General features: G+C 50.0%; 13 protein-coding genes. 6 read left to right on the top strand and 7 right to left on the bottom strand.

The features are described from left to right. Positions 1-13 precede the first annotated feature (13 nt). The 4 genes from BUQ98_RS05185 to BUQ98_RS05170 form a co-directional block, all read right to left on the bottom strand. A complete protein-coding gene (locus BUQ98_RS05185) occupies positions 14-712 on the bottom strand; it encodes a gamma-glutamyl-gamma-aminobutyrate hydrolase family protein (RefSeq protein ID WP_074212811.1) in 699 nt (232 codons plus the stop codon). Continuing rightward, positions 688-1,695 (bottom strand): amidoligase family protein, encoded by a 1,008-nt coding sequence (locus tag BUQ98_RS05180; RefSeq protein WP_074212810.1) that lies wholly within the window; start codon positions 1,693-1,695, stop codon positions 688-690. The genes BUQ98_RS05185 and BUQ98_RS05180 overlap by 25 nt, the downstream gene beginning before the upstream one ends. Before the next feature lie 127 nt (positions 1,696-1,822). Beyond that, on the bottom strand, positions 1,823-3,802 hold the full coding sequence (locus BUQ98_RS05175) for a hypothetical protein (RefSeq protein ID WP_074212809.1): 1,980 nt from the start codon (positions 3,800-3,802) through the stop codon (positions 1,823-1,825). Continuing rightward, positions 3,795-5,021, bottom strand: a complete 1,227-nt coding sequence (locus tag BUQ98_RS05170; RefSeq protein ID WP_074212808.1) for an ATP-grasp domain-containing protein — start codon at positions 5,019-5,021, stop codon at positions 3,795-3,797. Before BUQ98_RS05170 ends, BUQ98_RS05175 begins: the two co-directional genes overlap by 8 nt. 325 nt (positions 5,022-5,346) lie before the next feature. Between BUQ98_RS05170 and BUQ98_RS05165 the strand changes: the two genes are divergently transcribed. Both BUQ98_RS05165 and BUQ98_RS05160 read left to right on the top strand, forming a co-directional pair. After that, positions 5,347-6,588, top strand: a complete 1,242-nt coding sequence (locus BUQ98_RS05165; RefSeq protein ID WP_074212807.1) for an NAD(P)/FAD-dependent oxidoreductase — start codon at positions 5,347-5,349, stop codon at positions 6,586-6,588. A 162-nt stretch (positions 6,589-6,750) separates the two neighbouring features. Further along, the gene (locus tag BUQ98_RS05160) at positions 6,751-7,443 is read left to right on the top strand and encodes a response regulator transcription factor (protein WP_074212806.1); all 693 of its coding nucleotides are present in this window, start codon (positions 6,751-6,753) and stop codon (positions 7,441-7,443) included. 6 nt (positions 7,444-7,449) lie between these two features. Here BUQ98_RS05160 and BUQ98_RS05155 read toward each other — a convergent pair whose 3' ends face one another. Beyond that, positions 7,450-8,382, bottom strand: coding sequence for a DMT family transporter (locus tag BUQ98_RS05155; protein WP_074212805.1), 933 nt, complete (start codon positions 8,380-8,382; stop codon positions 7,450-7,452). Between the two features lie 90 nt (positions 8,383-8,472). On the opposite strand from BUQ98_RS05155, the gene BUQ98_RS05150 reads away from it, so the two are divergent. Beyond that, positions 8,473-9,366, top strand: a complete 894-nt coding sequence (locus tag BUQ98_RS05150; protein ID WP_074212804.1) for a LysR family transcriptional regulator — start codon at positions 8,473-8,475, stop codon at positions 9,364-9,366. Positions 9,367-9,446: 80 nt separating this feature from the next. Here the strand turns inward: BUQ98_RS05150 and BUQ98_RS05145 are convergent, their stop codons facing one another. Together BUQ98_RS05145 and BUQ98_RS05140 are read right to left on the bottom strand one after the other, a co-directional pair. Further along, positions 9,447-12,539, bottom strand: coding sequence for an efflux RND transporter permease subunit (locus BUQ98_RS05145; RefSeq protein ID WP_074212803.1), 3,093 nt, complete (start codon positions 12,537-12,539; stop codon positions 9,447-9,449). 10 nt (positions 12,540-12,549) lie between these two features. Then, the gene (locus BUQ98_RS05140; protein ID WP_074212802.1) at positions 12,550-13,671 is read right to left on the bottom strand and encodes an efflux RND transporter periplasmic adaptor subunit; all 1,122 of its coding nucleotides are present in this window, start codon (positions 13,669-13,671) and stop codon (positions 12,550-12,552) included. Between the two features lie 205 nt (positions 13,672-13,876). Between BUQ98_RS05140 and BUQ98_RS05135 the strand changes: the two genes are divergently transcribed. From BUQ98_RS05135 to BUQ98_RS05125, 3 genes are all read left to right on the top strand, one after another. Continuing rightward, positions 13,877-14,461, top strand: coding sequence for a nucleoside deaminase (locus BUQ98_RS05135; protein WP_074212801.1), 585 nt, complete (start codon positions 13,877-13,879; stop codon positions 14,459-14,461). A gap of 12 nt (positions 14,462-14,473) precedes the next feature. Then, complete coding sequence (locus BUQ98_RS05130; protein ID WP_074212800.1) at positions 14,474-14,914, top strand: GNAT family N-acetyltransferase; 441 nt, start codon at positions 14,474-14,476, stop codon at positions 14,912-14,914. 84 nt (positions 14,915-14,998) lie between these two features. Then, positions 14,999-15,805, top strand: a complete 807-nt coding sequence (locus BUQ98_RS05125) for a substrate-binding periplasmic protein (RefSeq protein ID WP_074212799.1) — start codon at positions 14,999-15,001, stop codon at positions 15,803-15,805. Positions 15,806-16,078: the final 273 nt, after the last annotated feature.

The raw sequence follows: 16,078 nt of genomic DNA, 5'->3' as shown, positions 1-16,078 counted from the left end.
CTAACAGACATCTTTACTGAGATGCCGCTTGTCGCTGCTGGAAGCGTGTTGCGTGCTCGACTAGGCCCTTAAACAGTGCACGCTGACAGCGAAGATAAAGTAAGAACTCTGGATGCCACTGTACCCCCAGTGTATAAGGGCGGTTAGGCGACTCAATGGCCTGTACAATGCCATCTAAATCACGTGCGCTTACCGTTAAATCCTCGCCTAACGCGTTAATCGCTTGGTTGTGTAGACTATTTATTTTGCGTCTGCCTTGCCCCAACCGTTGCTGTATATGGCCGTTGACATCACGCAATATACACAAGGTTTTCATCGGGAATATTGTCCAGCGATGAGAGGTTTTTTTACGTTGCTCGCGCAAGCTTTGGTGCAAGGTGCCGCCTAAACAGATGTTGAGAAGTTGCGCACCTCGGCAAATGCCCAGCAAGGGCTTTTGGCTCGCCAATGCGCTTTTGATAACGGCGCTCTCTAGCGCATCGCGTTCAGAGTCGTAGTTGGGTTTTACTTCGGGCTCGGCGGCGTACAGCACAGGCTCGACATCGTGCCCGCCAGTAATCACCACGCCTTGATAGGCGTCTGGATCTAAGGCGGTGCCAGGGTGCAACTGTAACGGTTTGCCACCATAAAGTTTGACTGCCGCGGCGACAAAAAAACGTGGCAGTCTTGCGCCTTTGCTCGGGCCGGTTATTGCGATGACGGGTTTATCCATAAATTGTGCACCTTTTCCGCCCAATTATTAACGATACGTGCCAATGGGTCGTTGAGATAGCCCAAATAGGCTTTGCAGCATGTTTCCAGTCGTGCAGGATCGGCGGCGAGTTTTTCTACCTCCACCCAATCGTTCCATGCTTCGTGAATGCCCCAATGGGGTTGGCTGACTTTACTGTCCGGCAACCGATAATGAAACGTGGGTCGCGCCTTGGTAAGCCCGTCGTTGACGGCCGCATTGACGCGCTCAGGATCGAGATGTGCAAATAAGGGCAACATATCTAACGCTCGGTTTCGTGTGGGATTATCAATCAGATAGTCGTCGATTAGGGTATCGAGATCCGGCCAATAATCAGCGGCTAGCACACGCTCAATATACGCTTTAGGAAAGGGATCCACATAGTTGGTTAGACGCCGAGAAAGGTCAATATCGGCACGCTTTAAAAGCCAGTCATACAAACATAAGAATGCTTTTAAATGAGCACAAATCGTTTTGGCGGTTAAATCAGGCAGCTCTGGATTGAGCTGCATGCCAAACGCATAAACTGGGCTGTCTTCGGTTCCCTCGGCGCCTTGCTGACGGAGATGAGCAATTAATTGGTCAACTTCATGCAGGCGATCAAGTGGAAGAGGAGGACCGACAATTTCCACGGGAACAAAGGCTTTTGCCGCCCATGCCAATAGGTCTTCAGCCGATTGGTCAAGTCGATTGGTCACGGTGTTTCCGCTGCGATCGCTTTGTCCCAAGCGCTTGAGCTTGGCATAGTCGAGTTCCACTACCCAGTCTCCGGCTTTGTCTCCGCTCAAGCGACGATCATATCGGCCGCCGCGTTTTACGTTGAGAGAGAAAAAATCGGCCACTAAACGGGTGATGGTATCCAGCTCTAAGCCACTTAATTCTAACTCAACGCCTACGCGACGAGCTTTCCCCTCTGCGTTTGTAACCTTTGGCGGTGTTATTAGTGGTGAATGTGGCGCTTTCATAATTGTCGAGCCTCACTTTTATCAACTACAAATCAGAGGTGGGGGTAAGTGGTTGACATTTAAAGGCCTAGTGGATAAATATTGAACACCTGCTCGGCGCGATGGCTATCACTGAGCAGGCTGATGTTTAACCGTTTGCAATAGCATCTGGGCTATCTTCTATTCGATCTTGAGCCCAACTGGCGACAGCCATGCGCTTAATTTCATTGAGTGCATTGCTTGGCAGTGGGCTTTTCACCCCGACTTGGATGGTGTCATCATGATACAAGTATAAGCGAGATAAAAATTGCTCAAAGGGCAGGGATGCTTCCCCGTATTGCTCTCCCTTTCCTTGCGTTGACACAACCACGTCATGTCCCCAGTCTTGGCCGCTATCATTGTTGGGGTTGTAAAAATAAACCCGCATCACACTGTCTTGGTCGAGGGCAATGCGTATTAACGTGATAGCATGCCAGCCAACAAATCGACCTTGGCTACTAGTGACAGCGACGCCGACTGGCTGTGGGTGGATAACCGGGATATTGCCGTTGTACAACGGATGATAACTTCGGTAAAAGCGTTCAATGAAGTTATCAAACTCTTTGAGCTGGCCAGTTTTAACGTCAACCGCAATCATAAACTCTCGTCCCACGTACCAACCATGAAACTCTGGATTGATCCATTTATGGGGATCTTGGTCTCTGCTAACACAGCGCCGACCCATTTCGATATACAGCTTGTCTAAGTGAGGGACAAGGACGACTGAAACCGGGTCGGTATCAAATGGTAACGCGGTGCTCAGACCTTGCAAGAGGGTATGAGAGTCTAACGATTGCCCCTCAAAGTGCATGCGCAAACTTGTGTTGCAGGCCACTTGGACAATGCAGTTAAGTAAATAGTCGGGGTCGTTATAAGCCCACATAGAAATGGCACGTGCCGATTGGCAAGTCGGATTATTACCTTGAGCCACGCCTAGCGGTTGGCCAAGCACTGACATCACACCTGCTAACAGGTGAACGCGAGCAGGGAGTTGGTCACCAAAGGCGAGGGTTAGGGTAGTGGCGACGTCCGGGTGCAGGTTGAGATGAACCTGACGCCACAAACTGGGTGCGACGGGCGCATCGAACAATACCCCACGCTCAAGCATCATTGCCAAACCATACACGGCTTGCGCGGTTTGTGGATAAATAGCTTCTCGGATCAATGTATGCACCAGCTGGCGATACGTGACCAAGCAGTCTAGTCCGGTGTTGCTCAAGCCTAGTGCGGTGGGGAGCGTGTCGCTGCCTTCGTTATCCAACAACCAACGTAAAAATGCGGCGTGATAGTCAGACGCTAAGCCGACATCGTGCATGGCGCGCGCAAAGCCCATCGCCTCTTGTTGCAAAGAATTGCTATCCATTGCATCAAGGCGCTCACAGTACGCGTCCAATCCCGGATCGTCATAACAGCCTTGCGTTGGGCCGTATAACGCACTAACAAGGCGATCAATGCCGAGTTTTGCTTCACCTAAATTAATCTGCTCTTGTGAGACTAAGATAGAGATCTGATTGATCATCGACTTTATTGGGTTGACCTGAATAGGGCGCTGTGCGAGTACACGCCAAACCTCATCAACCAGCTTACTGAGAATGGTTTCATAGCCCAAGTGGCTGAGAATAAAACGATATAAGGTACTTATGGCGGGTGCCATCGCACCGAGTCGAACGCGACTCGACTCATCGGTCAGGCCCATGACGAGCGACAAATTGAGGCTTAATACCTTGGCCAGAAATTGGTGAGCTTCTTGTTGGGAAAAAAGAGGGGAGGCTAACTTCCCCTCGACGATAGCCAGCATCCGAAGCTGGCTGAGGCAGTCCAGTATCACGGTGGCTTTATCGGCATGCGCGAGCGTGTCCGGCACCAGATTCGGTACGAGATACTCGGGCTGCCCCCAATCTGTTCCCTCAAAAAGGCCTACCTCTGTGAGGGTGACAATCCGTGAGTGCAGTTGATTAATACCGTCATCCTGTACCAATACACGGCCACAAATATCAATAACGTGAAATTGGTGGCGTGCTTTGGCGATGGAACTCACTTGACCAAGTTGTTCAACAGCATGGTCGAGCTTATTCAGTAAGCTAGACATAAAAATCAAGATCTTCCTGTGCTTTTAAGAGGTCGCGCATGACGTGTGGATCATCACCGAAGAAGTGCAATAGCCCCCAGTGTGTCCCAAACGCACTACGCTTAGGTACTTTCCCTTCCATAGGCGATTGTAGCTCATGAAACTCAAAGTAATCATGATTTTCGGTAGCTTCTGGAATGGCCAACTGGTTTACCACTCGACGTCTTGGATAGACACCAAAGGTACCGGCGACGCCTTTGGCATCTTTGATAGGCGTTGGGAAGAATGTATCGAGTTCTTCTTGGGTGGTATGAGGATCAAAGGCAACCACCATGGCTTGATAACAGTTAAAGTCGTAGACGCGCTCAATGATTTCAAAGCCTTGGAAGCCCGGTGGTCGATAAGCCACTTCACCGAAGTACATCTGGCCATCATTGGTCACAAAGTATTCTGGGTGGATAAAACCAAAGTCGATATCAAACGCTTCAATCAGCTTTTCAATTTCCTGAGTGACTTTTTCTCGATATTTTTCCAGCTCGGGCGAGGCCGGGACGAAAACAGAATAACCAAGGGTGACGTATTCTGAAATGTTCAAAAACTGGATTTTACGGTTTTTTATAAACGCCTCTACCGCAAATTCCCAGCCATCAAGGTGACTTTCCATTAATAGTGGAAATTCTTCATCTGAAACGCGATCGAGGTCATCCGGTTCGCGAATCATCCAGTGCCCTTCGCAGCCCGCTTTATCAAAGGCTTTGAGGTGGATAGGATCATTCAGGTCACCATCAAGCTTTAACAAGGCCTGGTTAACGCGTCTTAAAAAGCGAACAACGTCCGACTTGTCTTGCGCTTCTTCAAAGATACCGACGCGAATGCCACCGATTTGTGCACGGCGTTTCATCAAGGATTTATCACGGAAGAGGAGTGATTGGCCCATCAATTTTGGGTTTTTAAGTAGTACGGCGTTAATGGCGCCGGCCCACTCTACGGTTTCTTCGAACAATGGAATGGCGACATCGACACCCATTTCTTGCAACGTGTTCGCTATTTCAAATGATCGATCATTGAGACGCTCAAAGTCCCAAGGAAGGTAGGGGATATTATGCTCTTTGGCGTACTCTTCTGCCCACGTAGGGGCGACAACGACATACTTACGATCGAAACGGCTAATCGCATCTATTGCATTGAGACTCCATCCCAGGATGGCGACGAAGCCTTTGTTTGGATCATAGTCAGCCATATTGCTTCCTTTTACGTCGAGAGTGTCCAATCACTCTCACATAGGTAGGTCTAAATAGTAACCACTTGCGCCTATTTCTCTGTGGGAAGTGTGCGCTAGCTAGCTTGAATCAGTAAAAAAAGTAAATTGTTTCATTGACAGTGAATAGCTAGCTTTGTGTCCATAATCCGTGTTCGTTGCGGTAGGAAAAGTGTGAGATTGATTGTGAAGTGCCCCTACCCGCATGGGTTAAAAGCTTGTAACTTATGTGTAAAAAATAGCCACGTGTAACAATACAAGCACAGAACAATAAAAACACAATATCAAGTTATTCAGGGAGTGAAGTATGGCAAAGCAAGTGGTAGTACTAGGAGCAGGGATGGTGGGTGTGTCTGTGGCGTGGCACCTTTTAAACCGAGGGTATGATGTCACTGTGGTAGATAGAGTGCCGCCGGGACAAGAAACCTCGTTTGGTAATGCTGGGATTATTCAGCGTGAAGCGGTCAGGCCTTACGCTTTTCCGCGTGACCTTGCTACTTTGTTGCGTGTGTTACCGAATCGTTCGGTCGATATTCGTTACCGACCTACCAGTGTTATTCGAGCCGCCCACCCATTGTTGCAGTACTGGCACCATTCCAGTGAGAGTAAATACAAAAAATTAGTGCCAGAGTATGCGGCGTTGATCATGCAATCCCTCGAGACGCATGATGAAATGATTACGTCCGCAAATGCCGAATCACTGATCCACAAAGAAGGCTATCTCAAGCTATTTCGCACCCAAAAAGCCTTCGATGAAGAATGCACGCGAGCAGCGTCAGATAACGCAAACTACGGGGTTGAGTATGAGGCGCTGGATGGTGAACGGGTGGTCGCCATGGTGCCGAGTTTAACGGTACCGCTCGCGGGGGCTATCCACTGGAAACAGCCTTGGACTGTGACCGATCCCGGCGCTTTGGTTGAAGCGTACGCCGCTGACGTAAAACGTAAAGGAGGGGCCATTAAACATTCCTCGTTGACGGGGTTAAAACGCCAAGGTAGACGCTGGCTGGTTGAGACGAATACTGACGTGTTTTCTACGGATCAGGTGGTCATGGCGATGGGGCCTTGGTCTGCTCACTGGCTACGCCAGCAGAGGATCGATGTGCCTTTATTCGCCAAGCGAGGCTACCATATGCACTATGCCAATAACTCCAACTCACCGCTTAAGTACTGGGTGATGGATGCCGAAGTCGGTTATTTGCTGGCACCGATGCGATCTGGCGTTCGACTCACAACTGGTGCGGAATTGACAGCATTGGATGCGCCTACTGATGAGCGACAACTCGACGCTGCCGAAAACGTCGCACGCTCACTTTACCCCCTTGGTAACCGTCTCGATGCGTCACCCTGGAAAGGCGGGCGGCCCTGTATGCCAGATATGAAACCTGTTATTGGTCCGGCGCCGGATCAAGAAGGGTTATGGTTAGCGTTTGGCCATGGTCACCAAGGTTTCACCTTGGGGCCGGTAACAGGAAAGCTGTTGGGACAAATGATGGATGGTGAACCAACCGATGTGGATATGCAGCCTTATAGAGTCAACCGCTTTTAATTCACTCATAGGGAGGAGCCACCGGAGAGTGAGCATTATGGCCTAGCTCGTTCCTTGCTTTATGGTATGTGGTTATAAGACAATCGAGACGTGCAGAGTGGTTGGGTCATGGTCTGATCCCTATTCTGCGCGCTTTATTTTATCATGTTGCAGGATAGGTGAATGTATAAGGAGTTTTTCGCCATTACAAAACCCGCGATTGTGGTGCGCGGATCTGACAGTATTCCATCCCTCCAAATGTTGGTGGCACGTCTAAAGGAATGTGGCTGCGATGTCACCGTGGTCGCCTCTGATAGTGCAATGCCTGATTGGGATACGGGATTTGTGTTCGCCTGGTTACCCGATGGGGCTGCCGCCTCTGCGCAGCTTGCTAAGCTAACCGGCCAATATCCATTTATCGCATTAATTGAGAGTCAGTCCGCGGTCGATCGCGTTGCGGCATTGCAGGCTGGGGCTGACGATGTGTTATCTGTCCCCTTCGATTTGGAAGAGTGTTTATTGCGTGCGGCTATGGCTTTACACCGTCGTCATGCCATCACTGCCATGAAAGATTCGTCTGGCCAGGTACACATTGATAGCTTATGGATGCAACAACACACGCAGCGCGTCCGTATTGACAATACCCCAGTAAAGCTAACCCCTTTGCAGTTTGATTTGCTATGGATTCTTGCTCAACATAAAGGTACCACCCTCAGTAAGCCGCTGCTTTATCGTCAAGTCCTAAAAAAAGCCTATAGCCCTGATGATCGAAGCCTCGATATGCATTTAAGCCGTGTGCGCAAAAAGCTCTCTGACGTGGGTTTTCCGCCAGAGCGCTTACAAACCGATCACGGCAAAGGCTATTGTTTTATTTAGTCACCTTTAGGCTGAGCGTAACAGCGCAAGCCGCCAACGTGCTGGGTGGGGCAAGCGAGGTAATAGTAATCCCGCAATAACGACAGCAATCCCTAATAGCTGAATTGGACTCACGGATTGACCCATTAAAAAGGCGGCGAGCACCGCGAAAACAGGCACAAAGTTAAAGAATAGTGCAGCATTCGCTGAGCCGAGATGACGCACACCGTTTAGCCAGAGCAAGTATCCCGCAACCGTACCCAGCACACCAATATAAAGTAGCTCTGACACCGTGGTTTGGCTCGCAACCATTACCTCGCCAAAGGGATGAACATCTGGTGTGGCTGCACACATAACGCCAATCACGGTTGCGCCACTGAGCATGCCAAGAAAGGTATAAGGGATAACCGGCATCCAGCGACCAATGCCTTGGCTGAAAAAGGTATACGCGCTCCATGCGAACATCCCAGTGAAAATCATTTGATCGCCCTGGTTAAAGTTGAGGTTGCGTAAAACATCCCACTGCCCGTCGGTGATAACCAACAACACTCCGGATAAACTCACCACTAAACTAAAGACTTGGCCTTTACGTGGAAGCGCACGTATTGCTACGCAGGCAATCAAAGACGTCACTAAAGGGCTTAACGCCATAATCAGTGAGCCATTGGTGGCTTGGGTATACTCGAGCCCAGTAAATAAACACAGGTTTAACCCGCCAATCCCCACAGCGCTAACGGTGGTTGCCCACAGCCATTGTCTGGCACTGAGGTGCGGAATTGTAGCGCGAGTCGCCTTGAGATAGACGCCAAGACAAAGGGCCGCGACTCCGAACCGCCAAAAAACAAGCGTGAGTGCATTAACCTCATTGAGTGCGTCTTTACCAATAGGAAAGGTGCTGCCCCAAAAAAAAGCACATAAAATGAGTAGGGCAATGGCTTTCCAAATAGATGTAGTGTTCATATGAAGACCTGACTTATTAAACCATGTGCGCTAGTGTATAAGTTTCAAAATGTGAATAAATAGGCAATATTAGAACGGCAGATTCCAATAATGAAACTTAATTATTCTTTAGACGATTTGCGCTGTTTTTGTACTGTGGCGCAGTTGGGGAGTTTTAAAGCCGCAGCGCAGCAGCTTGCCATGCCGCAATCGACCCTCAGCCGTCGAATTCGCCAGCTTGAGCAGGATCTTGCCCTGCGTTTACTCAATCGCGATGCACATCGTATCTCTCTGACCCAAATTGGCCATCGCTATTTTGAACGTGCCGTAGGGTTGTTCGATGAGTTGCAGACACTGAGCGATGATTTGGTGAGCGAGAAACATCACCCCCAAGGCAAAATTCGTATTAGCGCACCGATCAATGCTGGTAAGCAGTTTTTACGCCGCGTCTTTTTCGACTTTATGCGTGAGTATCCCGAGATTCAACTGGATATTAACTTTTCTAATAGTTTGATAGACATTGAAGCGGAGGGCATGGATGTGGTGTTTCGGGTCGGGAATCCGGTAGTGGAAAACTGGATTGCACGGCCGCTCACCGATATTCACTTCATTTTGTGCGCCAGCCCTGACAGTGATTATCACGACGTTCGCTCTCCTAATGATCTGAGGGGTAAACCGGTGGTGATTTGTCATCCGATGACGGTCTGGGAGCTCACACATCATCAAACGGGGGAGGCGTTTGATTATCAAGCCACCACGGGCATACGTGCAGAAGTGGATGAAATTCAGATGTTAACCCATGCGGTGCAGGCCGGATTTGGCATCGGCTATATTCCTGATTATTCCGCGCTACCTTTGATAGAACAGGGTGAATTACAGCGCGTGTTGCCGCAATGGTGCAGTCGAGCGCGCACGCTATTTTTGCTCTATCGAGATCGCGAACAAGTGCCTTTGCGTGTTCGATTGCTGGTGGAATTCGTCCTCGCGCGCTTTATGTCCTCTTAGCGCGTAACCGGATATAAAAGGCTGTTGCCCGAGACAATAGGAGCCACTTTTCAGTGGCCCCAATGGGTGCGATTTTTCGATTAATCGCTATGATGCGTGTGCGCTGGCGATAACTCGGTGGATGCCGGCGTGATGGTTTTGGCTAAGAACAGGTACATCGCAGGTACCACAAACAGGGTGAACAAGGTCCCCAATGTCATCCCACTGGCTATCACCAGCCCCATAGCAAAACGGGCGCCAGCACCGGCTCCTGAGGCAATCAAGAGCGGGATCATGGCGAGCACCGTCGCCGCCGTGGTCATCAAGATTGGGCGTAAACGGATGGCGGTCGCTTCTTCAATCGCCTCACGTTTAGTTCGTCCTTCTTGTTGGAGCTGATTGGCGAACTCGACGATCAATATCCCGTGTTTGGCAATCAGGCCGACAAGGGTGAGCAAGCCGACTTGGGTGTAAATATTCAAGGTGGTAAACCCGAGGCTGATAAATATCAGTGCGCCACAGACACTCATTGGCACGGTGACCAAAATAATGATCGCGTTTTTAAACGACTCAAACTGCGCCGCCAAGATCAAGAAAATCACGATTAAAGCAAAGAAGAAGGTCACGACCAGTTGCTGACCTTCGCTCATAAACTGGCGTGACTGTCCGGCATAATCGACACTAAAGCCTGCTGGCAATTCTGTCGCTGCAATCTCTTCGAGTACACCCAGCGCTTCCCCCAAAGGCACGCCAGGGCGGGGCACTCCGGAAATTTTCACCGCATTCAGCTGCTGAAAACCGCGCAATGCTTGGGGCTGCACACTTTCTTCTAAGGTCACTAAGGTTGACAGCTGAACCAATTCACCGTCTTGGTTTCGGGTATAAAACTGGCGCAATTGTTCTGGCGTGAGACGTTCACTGCGCGCGACTTGCGGGATCACTCGATATGAGCGGTTTTCGAGTGAAAAGCGTCCCGCATCCGCCCCAGATAACAGTGAGCCCATATCCGCGGCGAGCTGTTGCATGCTCACGCCCATCAAAGCCGCCTTTTCACGATCGATGTTGACCGTTTGTTTGGGGCGGTCAATGCTCAGATCGGTATCGACAAAGATAAACCGCCCCGTTTGCATCGCTTTGCCCACGATATTGTTCGCCACTTCATTAATCGCTTCAAAGGGTTGTGTCGAACCGATAATAAATTCAACCGGTGTGCCGCCGCCCGGAGACGGCAGTGAAGGGGGCACCAAGGCAAAGCTACTTAAGCTCGGTTGGCTGTCCATAAAGGGTTGAATCTCGTTTTCCAAGATCGCTTGGGTACTGCGCTCTCGCTCATCCCACGGCGCGAGTACAATACCGGCTATTGCGTTATTGGTGCCGCCAGAGCCATTGATAATAAAGACGTTGTCGATTTCTGGTACATCGTCAATCAGTCGGTTTAATTCGTCGGTACTGGCAGACAACGCATCCAGCGTGGTTTGGCTGTCGGCTTCGAGTATGGAGAACACAAACCCTTGGTCCTCAGCGGGCTCAAGTTCAGAGGGACTGGTGATAAACAAAAAATAGCAAGACACTAAAACAATCGCGCCAAACGTGAGGATCACCGCATTGGTATTCAACAAGCTATGGAGTGTGCGTTGGTAGCGATGATGCAGCCGGTCAAACTGCTTATCCAGCCAGTGCTCAAGGGAGCGTTCTTGGGTCGCTTTGTCTGCTTGATAGGGCTTGAGCACGTAGGCACACATCATGGGCGAGAGCGTGAGAGCCACGACGCCGGATAAGATCACCGACGCGGCGAGGGTAAAGGCAAATTCAACAAACAACACCCCAGTTAACCCACCGACAAAGCCGATGGGCAGGAACACCGCGACCAAGGTGGTCGACATAGTGATAATCGGCCACGCCAGCTCGCGCGCGCCTTCCAGCGCAGCTTGTGTTCGGCTTTTGCCTTCTTCGATATGTCGGTGCACGTTTTCAAGCATGATAATCGCATCATCGACCACCACACCAATTGCAAGCACCATGGCAAGTAGCGTTAGTAGGTTGATGGAGAACCCTAATAGCCACATTAAAAAGAAGGTGCCGATGAGCGATACGGGGATCGCGACCGCAGGAATAATTACCGAGCGTAACGACCCTAAAAAGCCATAAATGACAAAGACTACGATCGCTAAGGCGAGAATAATCGATATCACTACTTCATCAATGGCATTATCAATATACTCGGTTGAATCATAGGCGATATACGCTGACAACCCTTGAGGCAATTGGGTGGTAATGTCGGCATCCCACACCTGATTCACCGCCTCAATCACATCCAGCGCATTGGCATCTGGCGAGACTTCGATGCCGATAAAGGTGGCATCGAGCCCGTTAAAGTTCACCGATGTTTGGTAACTTTCGGCGCCGAGCTCAACGGTCGCCACATCACTCAAACGCACAACAGATTGGCCATCACTGCTTATCACCAGATCTTCAAATTGTTTCACGTCATGAATGTCGGTGGCGGCGTTCAAATCAATCGCCACGTCTTGGCCTTTGGTGCGCCCTAGCGTCGCAAGCACATTATTGCTGCGCAGGGCGGCAATCACATCCGTACCGGTGAGATCGTAAGCGGCCATTTTGACCGAGTCGAGCCAGATCCGCATCGCAAAGCTACTGGCACCCAACACATCAGCACGCTGCACACCGGGAATCGTCGAGAGCTGTGGCTCGACCACACGGACCAAGTAATCAGTAATTTGATTATCAGTGAGGACGTCAGAGTAGAACGCGAGGTACATTGCCGCGACCGTTTCCCCCACCTGCAGGGTAACAACGGGCTCACGGGCATCATCAGGTAGCTCTGAGCGCACCTTATTCACCTGTGCGGCAATTTGCGTGAGTGCTTCATTCGGATCGTAATCGAGACGCAAGTAGGCCTCAATGGTGCTCACTCCGGCGGTTGATGTGGAGACTAAGTAATCAATCCCTTCTGAGGCAGCGATTTCACGCTCCAGCGGCGTGGTGATAAAGCCTTGGATCAGGTCGGCATCTGCACCGATATAAGTGGTAGAGACACTGACCACTGCATTTTTGATCTCGGGGAACTGACGCACATTCATGTCGGTGATGGCGCGTAAGCCGAGCAAGATAATGAATAGGCTCACTACGGAGGCCAAGACGGGTTTCTTGATAAAGACGTCGGTAAATCGCATCGAATCGCTCCTATTGATTCACAACGTTGGGATCAAGATCTTCGCTCGGCTGAACACGCTCATTGTCACTGACCTTGATGTTGCTGCCGTTACGGAGCTTAAGTAGGCCGGAGGTAACGATACGGTCACCGGGTTGAAGGCCGTCTTTAATCACAATCATGTCACCGCGGCGCGCGCCCGTTTGCACAAAGCGCTGTTGTACCGTCAATGCATCGTCTTGCTCTTGGATCACGAAGACTGCGTTGCCATACGGATTAAATTGAATCGCGCTTTGTGGTGCCAGCAAGACATTTTGCGTTTCTTCACCTTGATCAAGGCTCACGCGTGCGAACATACCTGACCGTAAAACGGCATCTGGGTTGTCAAAGGTGGCTTGAATATCAACACTGCGACTCGACGGCGTGACAACCGGCGAAATTGCAGTCACTGTGCCGGCAAAGACCTCGTCAGGCTGTGCGCTAATCGTGGCAGAAACGATTTGACCATTTTTCAACGTGCTGAGTTGCTGTTCCGGTAAGGTAAAGTTGAGGTGAATCGGGGTCACTGACGTGAGTGTCGCAACCGCTGTCCCCGGGGACATTAATTGGCCAAGACTGACTTCTCGGATGCCAATGATGCCGTCGAAAGGCGCGGTTAATGACTTTTGCTCAATGCGCGCTTTTTGGCTGTCGACAGCGGCAATCGCTTGCTTGGCTTCACTTTCTTTGCGCTTTAGCTCTGACTCGGAGATGTTTTTATCTTTGAATAGTTGCTGATAACGCCGCAGTTCAAGCTGGGCAAGTTCTGCCACGGACTCGAGCCGACGAAGCTCTGCTTCATCAACGCTGGCATCCAGCGTGAGGAGCAATTGTCCTTTTTTCACCGACGTCGCGTTATCGAACATAATATCGTTGACGATGCCGCTTGCTTCGGTGGTTAGTTGGGTTTCATTAATGGCCGCAAAACTACCAATGGTAGTTTGTTGTTCACGCCAAGGGTGGGTTGAGACTGCAGTGGCCGTCACGGTGACCGTAGGAGCAGGCATGCTGTCAAAGAATTGGTTCATAAAATGATTGCCCACTGCTTTGTAGGCAAAAATTCCCCCAAAAACGAGGCCACATGCGACTAACATAATAATCAAACGTTTTATCATAAAAATCCCTGAACAGAATTGCTATCACCACTCTTGGCTTATGAGTACAGACGAAGGCGCAAAAGGTTGATTAAACCAATAACAAATATCGAACTGACCAGTACAAACCTTATCACTGTTTGGTTCATTCATTGGTGGTAAATTGATGATCTTGTGGGTTGGCTCAGGTCAGTGTCATCAGCGAAACCGAATAAGGAGAACGTCGATGCTACTCAATGCAAATAGCACGGTAACGGAAGCCGCGCTGCGTGCCGTGGCGCATATGCCAACGCGCAGTTTGCCGGTGCTGGTGGATAACAGCTTTAGCCAAAAACTGACCGATGCCGACTTGATGCGCATCGCAGTGTTGTTGGCCCAAAAAAGCGCTGATGAAGGAGGGTGCCCCATCGGTGCGGTGATTGTTGACAATGAGACACGTCAAATTGTAGGTAAAGGGCATAATACCTTGGTGCAAGAAAATCATCCCTACAATCACGGCGAAACGGCCGCGATACGTGATGCCGGGCGAATCGACTTCAGCCAAACAACCTTGTTTACCAGTTTAAGCCCATGTGATGTGTGCGCGGCGTTGATCGCCATGCGTGGCTTCTCTCGAGTGGTGGTAGGGGATATCACCAGCGCCAGTGGTAACGAGGTTATACTGCAAGCGAAAGGGGTGACGGTTGATGTGCTGGAAGATCCGCAAGGCATCGCGCTGTATCAGCAATTTAGGACCGATAAGCCTCAGCAAGAGCTGGAAGATTGGCAAGGTGTGAGTGCCGTTAAAGCAAGCTTATCCAAGCGTGAATAACAGGAGAACAACATGGATGTGGCGATTGGTCCGACAACGGATGCGAATTACAGCCAACAGCTGACTCAAGAGAATATGGCCCCTTACTATGAAGCGAGGAAAATCGCTTGGAATCCACAGATGTTTATGGAAAGTTGGCGAGTTTTTGATAATTATGAAATTCGCCATGAGCGAAAACGTTGTGGTGTGATTCGCTTGAAGTCAGACGGTGAAACACTTTTTATCCGCGATTTACAGATTGAGCCGAGTAAGCAGCGTCAAGGGATCGGCCGCGAGGCAATCACTTGGGCGATAGCCCATGCCCAAACGTCTGGCTATGCGCAGTTAGCATTGCGCGTTTTTGCAGAAAATCCCGCCGCTTCATTGTATCAAGCGCTGGGTTTTGTGGAGACAGGACGAAGCCGAGATGCGGTTCTCACGCTTTCGTTGTTGTTAAACGCGTCGTCTGAGTAAACGGCAAGTCGCTTAGAGTATGCGGGTAGATGCTGCATGCTAAACTGATACACTAAATAGCCAGCCAAGAAAGTGAGTTGCTGCATGACTAACTGGATTCAAGCGTGCATTGCTATTTGGCTGACCATCGCGCCATTTCAAGTATGGTCAGCACCAGCCACATCAGAGCCGCTCAATGTTTGTGTGGGGGATGGGAGTCCTTGGCCGCCATACACCTATTGGCAGGGAGAAACGCGACAGCAAAAAGCGGATACCTTGACAGGTTATGCGACAGATTTGGTGCTCACCGCATTAGAGCGTAACGACATTGCCTATCAACTGGTATTTATGCCTTGGGCGCGTGTGCAACATGAACTGGCACGTGAGTCAGGCCGTTGTGATCTCACTTGGGATGCCAGCTATAAACCTGCTCGGGCGCAATATAGTCGCTTTACGCAGCCCCTCTATTCCATATCTTTGGGGTATTTATACATTGGTGCGCCAGATACAAAAGCGCAACCGAATCTATCGGCAACACAGTCCATTTGTGGTGTGAATGGATATAACTATACGGCGTTTGACGATAATCCCAAGCCGAGGTTTGAAGCCAATACTTTGCAGCAAGCGTTGCGGATGTTAGAAGCGGGGCGGTGTCGCTTTCTGGCCAGTGAAATAGAGCCCATTTTAGGAGGCATACGGTTAGATCTCTATCAATTTTCACGCGATCTCGCTTATATCGCGCTGCCCAACCCGAAAGCATTTCATGCTCAAGTGAGCCGATATGCGCCACAAGCGAATGACTTAGTAGCGCAGATTGACGCATATTTGGATAGTGCGGCTCAACGTGGTGAGTTACAAATGCTCCGTGCGCAATATTTTCAATCGGTTACCTCAGACTCATCGTCGAAGTAACGACTTATCTTGTGCTACGCACAGAGGTTGGATGGCGCTTCGCCCAGCGTGTTGATAGTTTGGTCGCCGCTAAGTGGATGTGTAGTTTTTTAGCATGTCGATGATAGGTGACTTGACGACCCGATTGAAAGCTCACCTTGAGTACCATTTTCCTCTCCTTGTGATTAACATTGCGGTAAAGTTACATTTTTATGCTAAATAAGTGTATTTAATTATTCTTAAGTGACATAAGAAAGACTAATAGTTAATCAGGGCTGTCCACGCGTAAGATAA

The organism is Salinivibrio sp. ES.052 (assembly GCF_900141775.1).
Taxonomy (GTDB): Bacteria; Pseudomonadota; Gammaproteobacteria; order Enterobacterales; family Vibrionaceae; genus Salinivibrio.
The sequence above is the reverse complement of the archived record's forward strand: the minus strand, read 5'-3'. Positions and strand labels throughout refer to the sequence as shown.

What these genes read in the sequence shown, in the direction of transcription:
- BUQ98_RS05175 (WP_074212809.1), bottom strand. Translation starts at nt 3,802, where the DNA reads ATGTCTAGCTTACTGAATAAGCTCGACCATGCTGTTGAACAACTTGGT.
- BUQ98_RS05160 (WP_074212806.1), top strand. Translation starts at nt 6,751, where the DNA reads ATGTATAAGGAGTTTTTCGCCATTACAAAACCCGCGATTGTGGTGCGC.
- BUQ98_RS05180 (WP_074212810.1), bottom strand. Translation starts at nt 1,695, where the DNA reads ATGAAAGCGCCACATTCACCACTAATAACACCGCCAAAGGTTACAAAC.
- BUQ98_RS05135 (WP_074212801.1), top strand. Translation starts at nt 13,877, where the DNA reads ATGCTACTCAATGCAAATAGCACGGTAACGGAAGCCGCGCTGCGTGCC.
- BUQ98_RS05145 (WP_074212803.1), bottom strand. Translation starts at nt 12,539, where the DNA reads ATGCGATTTACCGACGTCTTTATCAAGAAACCCGTCTTGGCCTCCGTA.
- BUQ98_RS05140 (WP_074212802.1), bottom strand. Translation starts at nt 13,671, where the DNA reads ATGATAAAACGTTTGATTATTATGTTAGTCGCATGTGGCCTCGTTTTT.
- BUQ98_RS05150 (WP_074212804.1), top strand. Translation starts at nt 8,473, where the DNA reads ATGAAACTTAATTATTCTTTAGACGATTTGCGCTGTTTTTGTACTGTG.
- BUQ98_RS05125 (WP_074212799.1), top strand. Translation starts at nt 14,999, where the DNA reads ATGACTAACTGGATTCAAGCGTGCATTGCTATTTGGCTGACCATCGCG.
- BUQ98_RS05155 (WP_074212805.1), bottom strand. Translation starts at nt 8,382, where the DNA reads ATGAACACTACATCTATTTGGAAAGCCATTGCCCTACTCATTTTATGT.
- BUQ98_RS05185 (WP_074212811.1), bottom strand. Translation starts at nt 712, where the DNA reads ATGGATAAACCCGTCATCGCAATAACCGGCCCGAGCAAAGGCGCAAGA.
- BUQ98_RS05170 (WP_074212808.1), bottom strand. Translation starts at nt 5,021, where the DNA reads ATGGCTGACTATGATCCAAACAAAGGCTTCGTCGCCATCCTGGGATGG.
- BUQ98_RS05165 (WP_074212807.1), top strand. Translation starts at nt 5,347, where the DNA reads ATGGCAAAGCAAGTGGTAGTACTAGGAGCAGGGATGGTGGGTGTGTCT.
- BUQ98_RS05130 (WP_074212800.1), top strand. Translation starts at nt 14,474, where the DNA reads ATGGATGTGGCGATTGGTCCGACAACGGATGCGAATTACAGCCAACAG.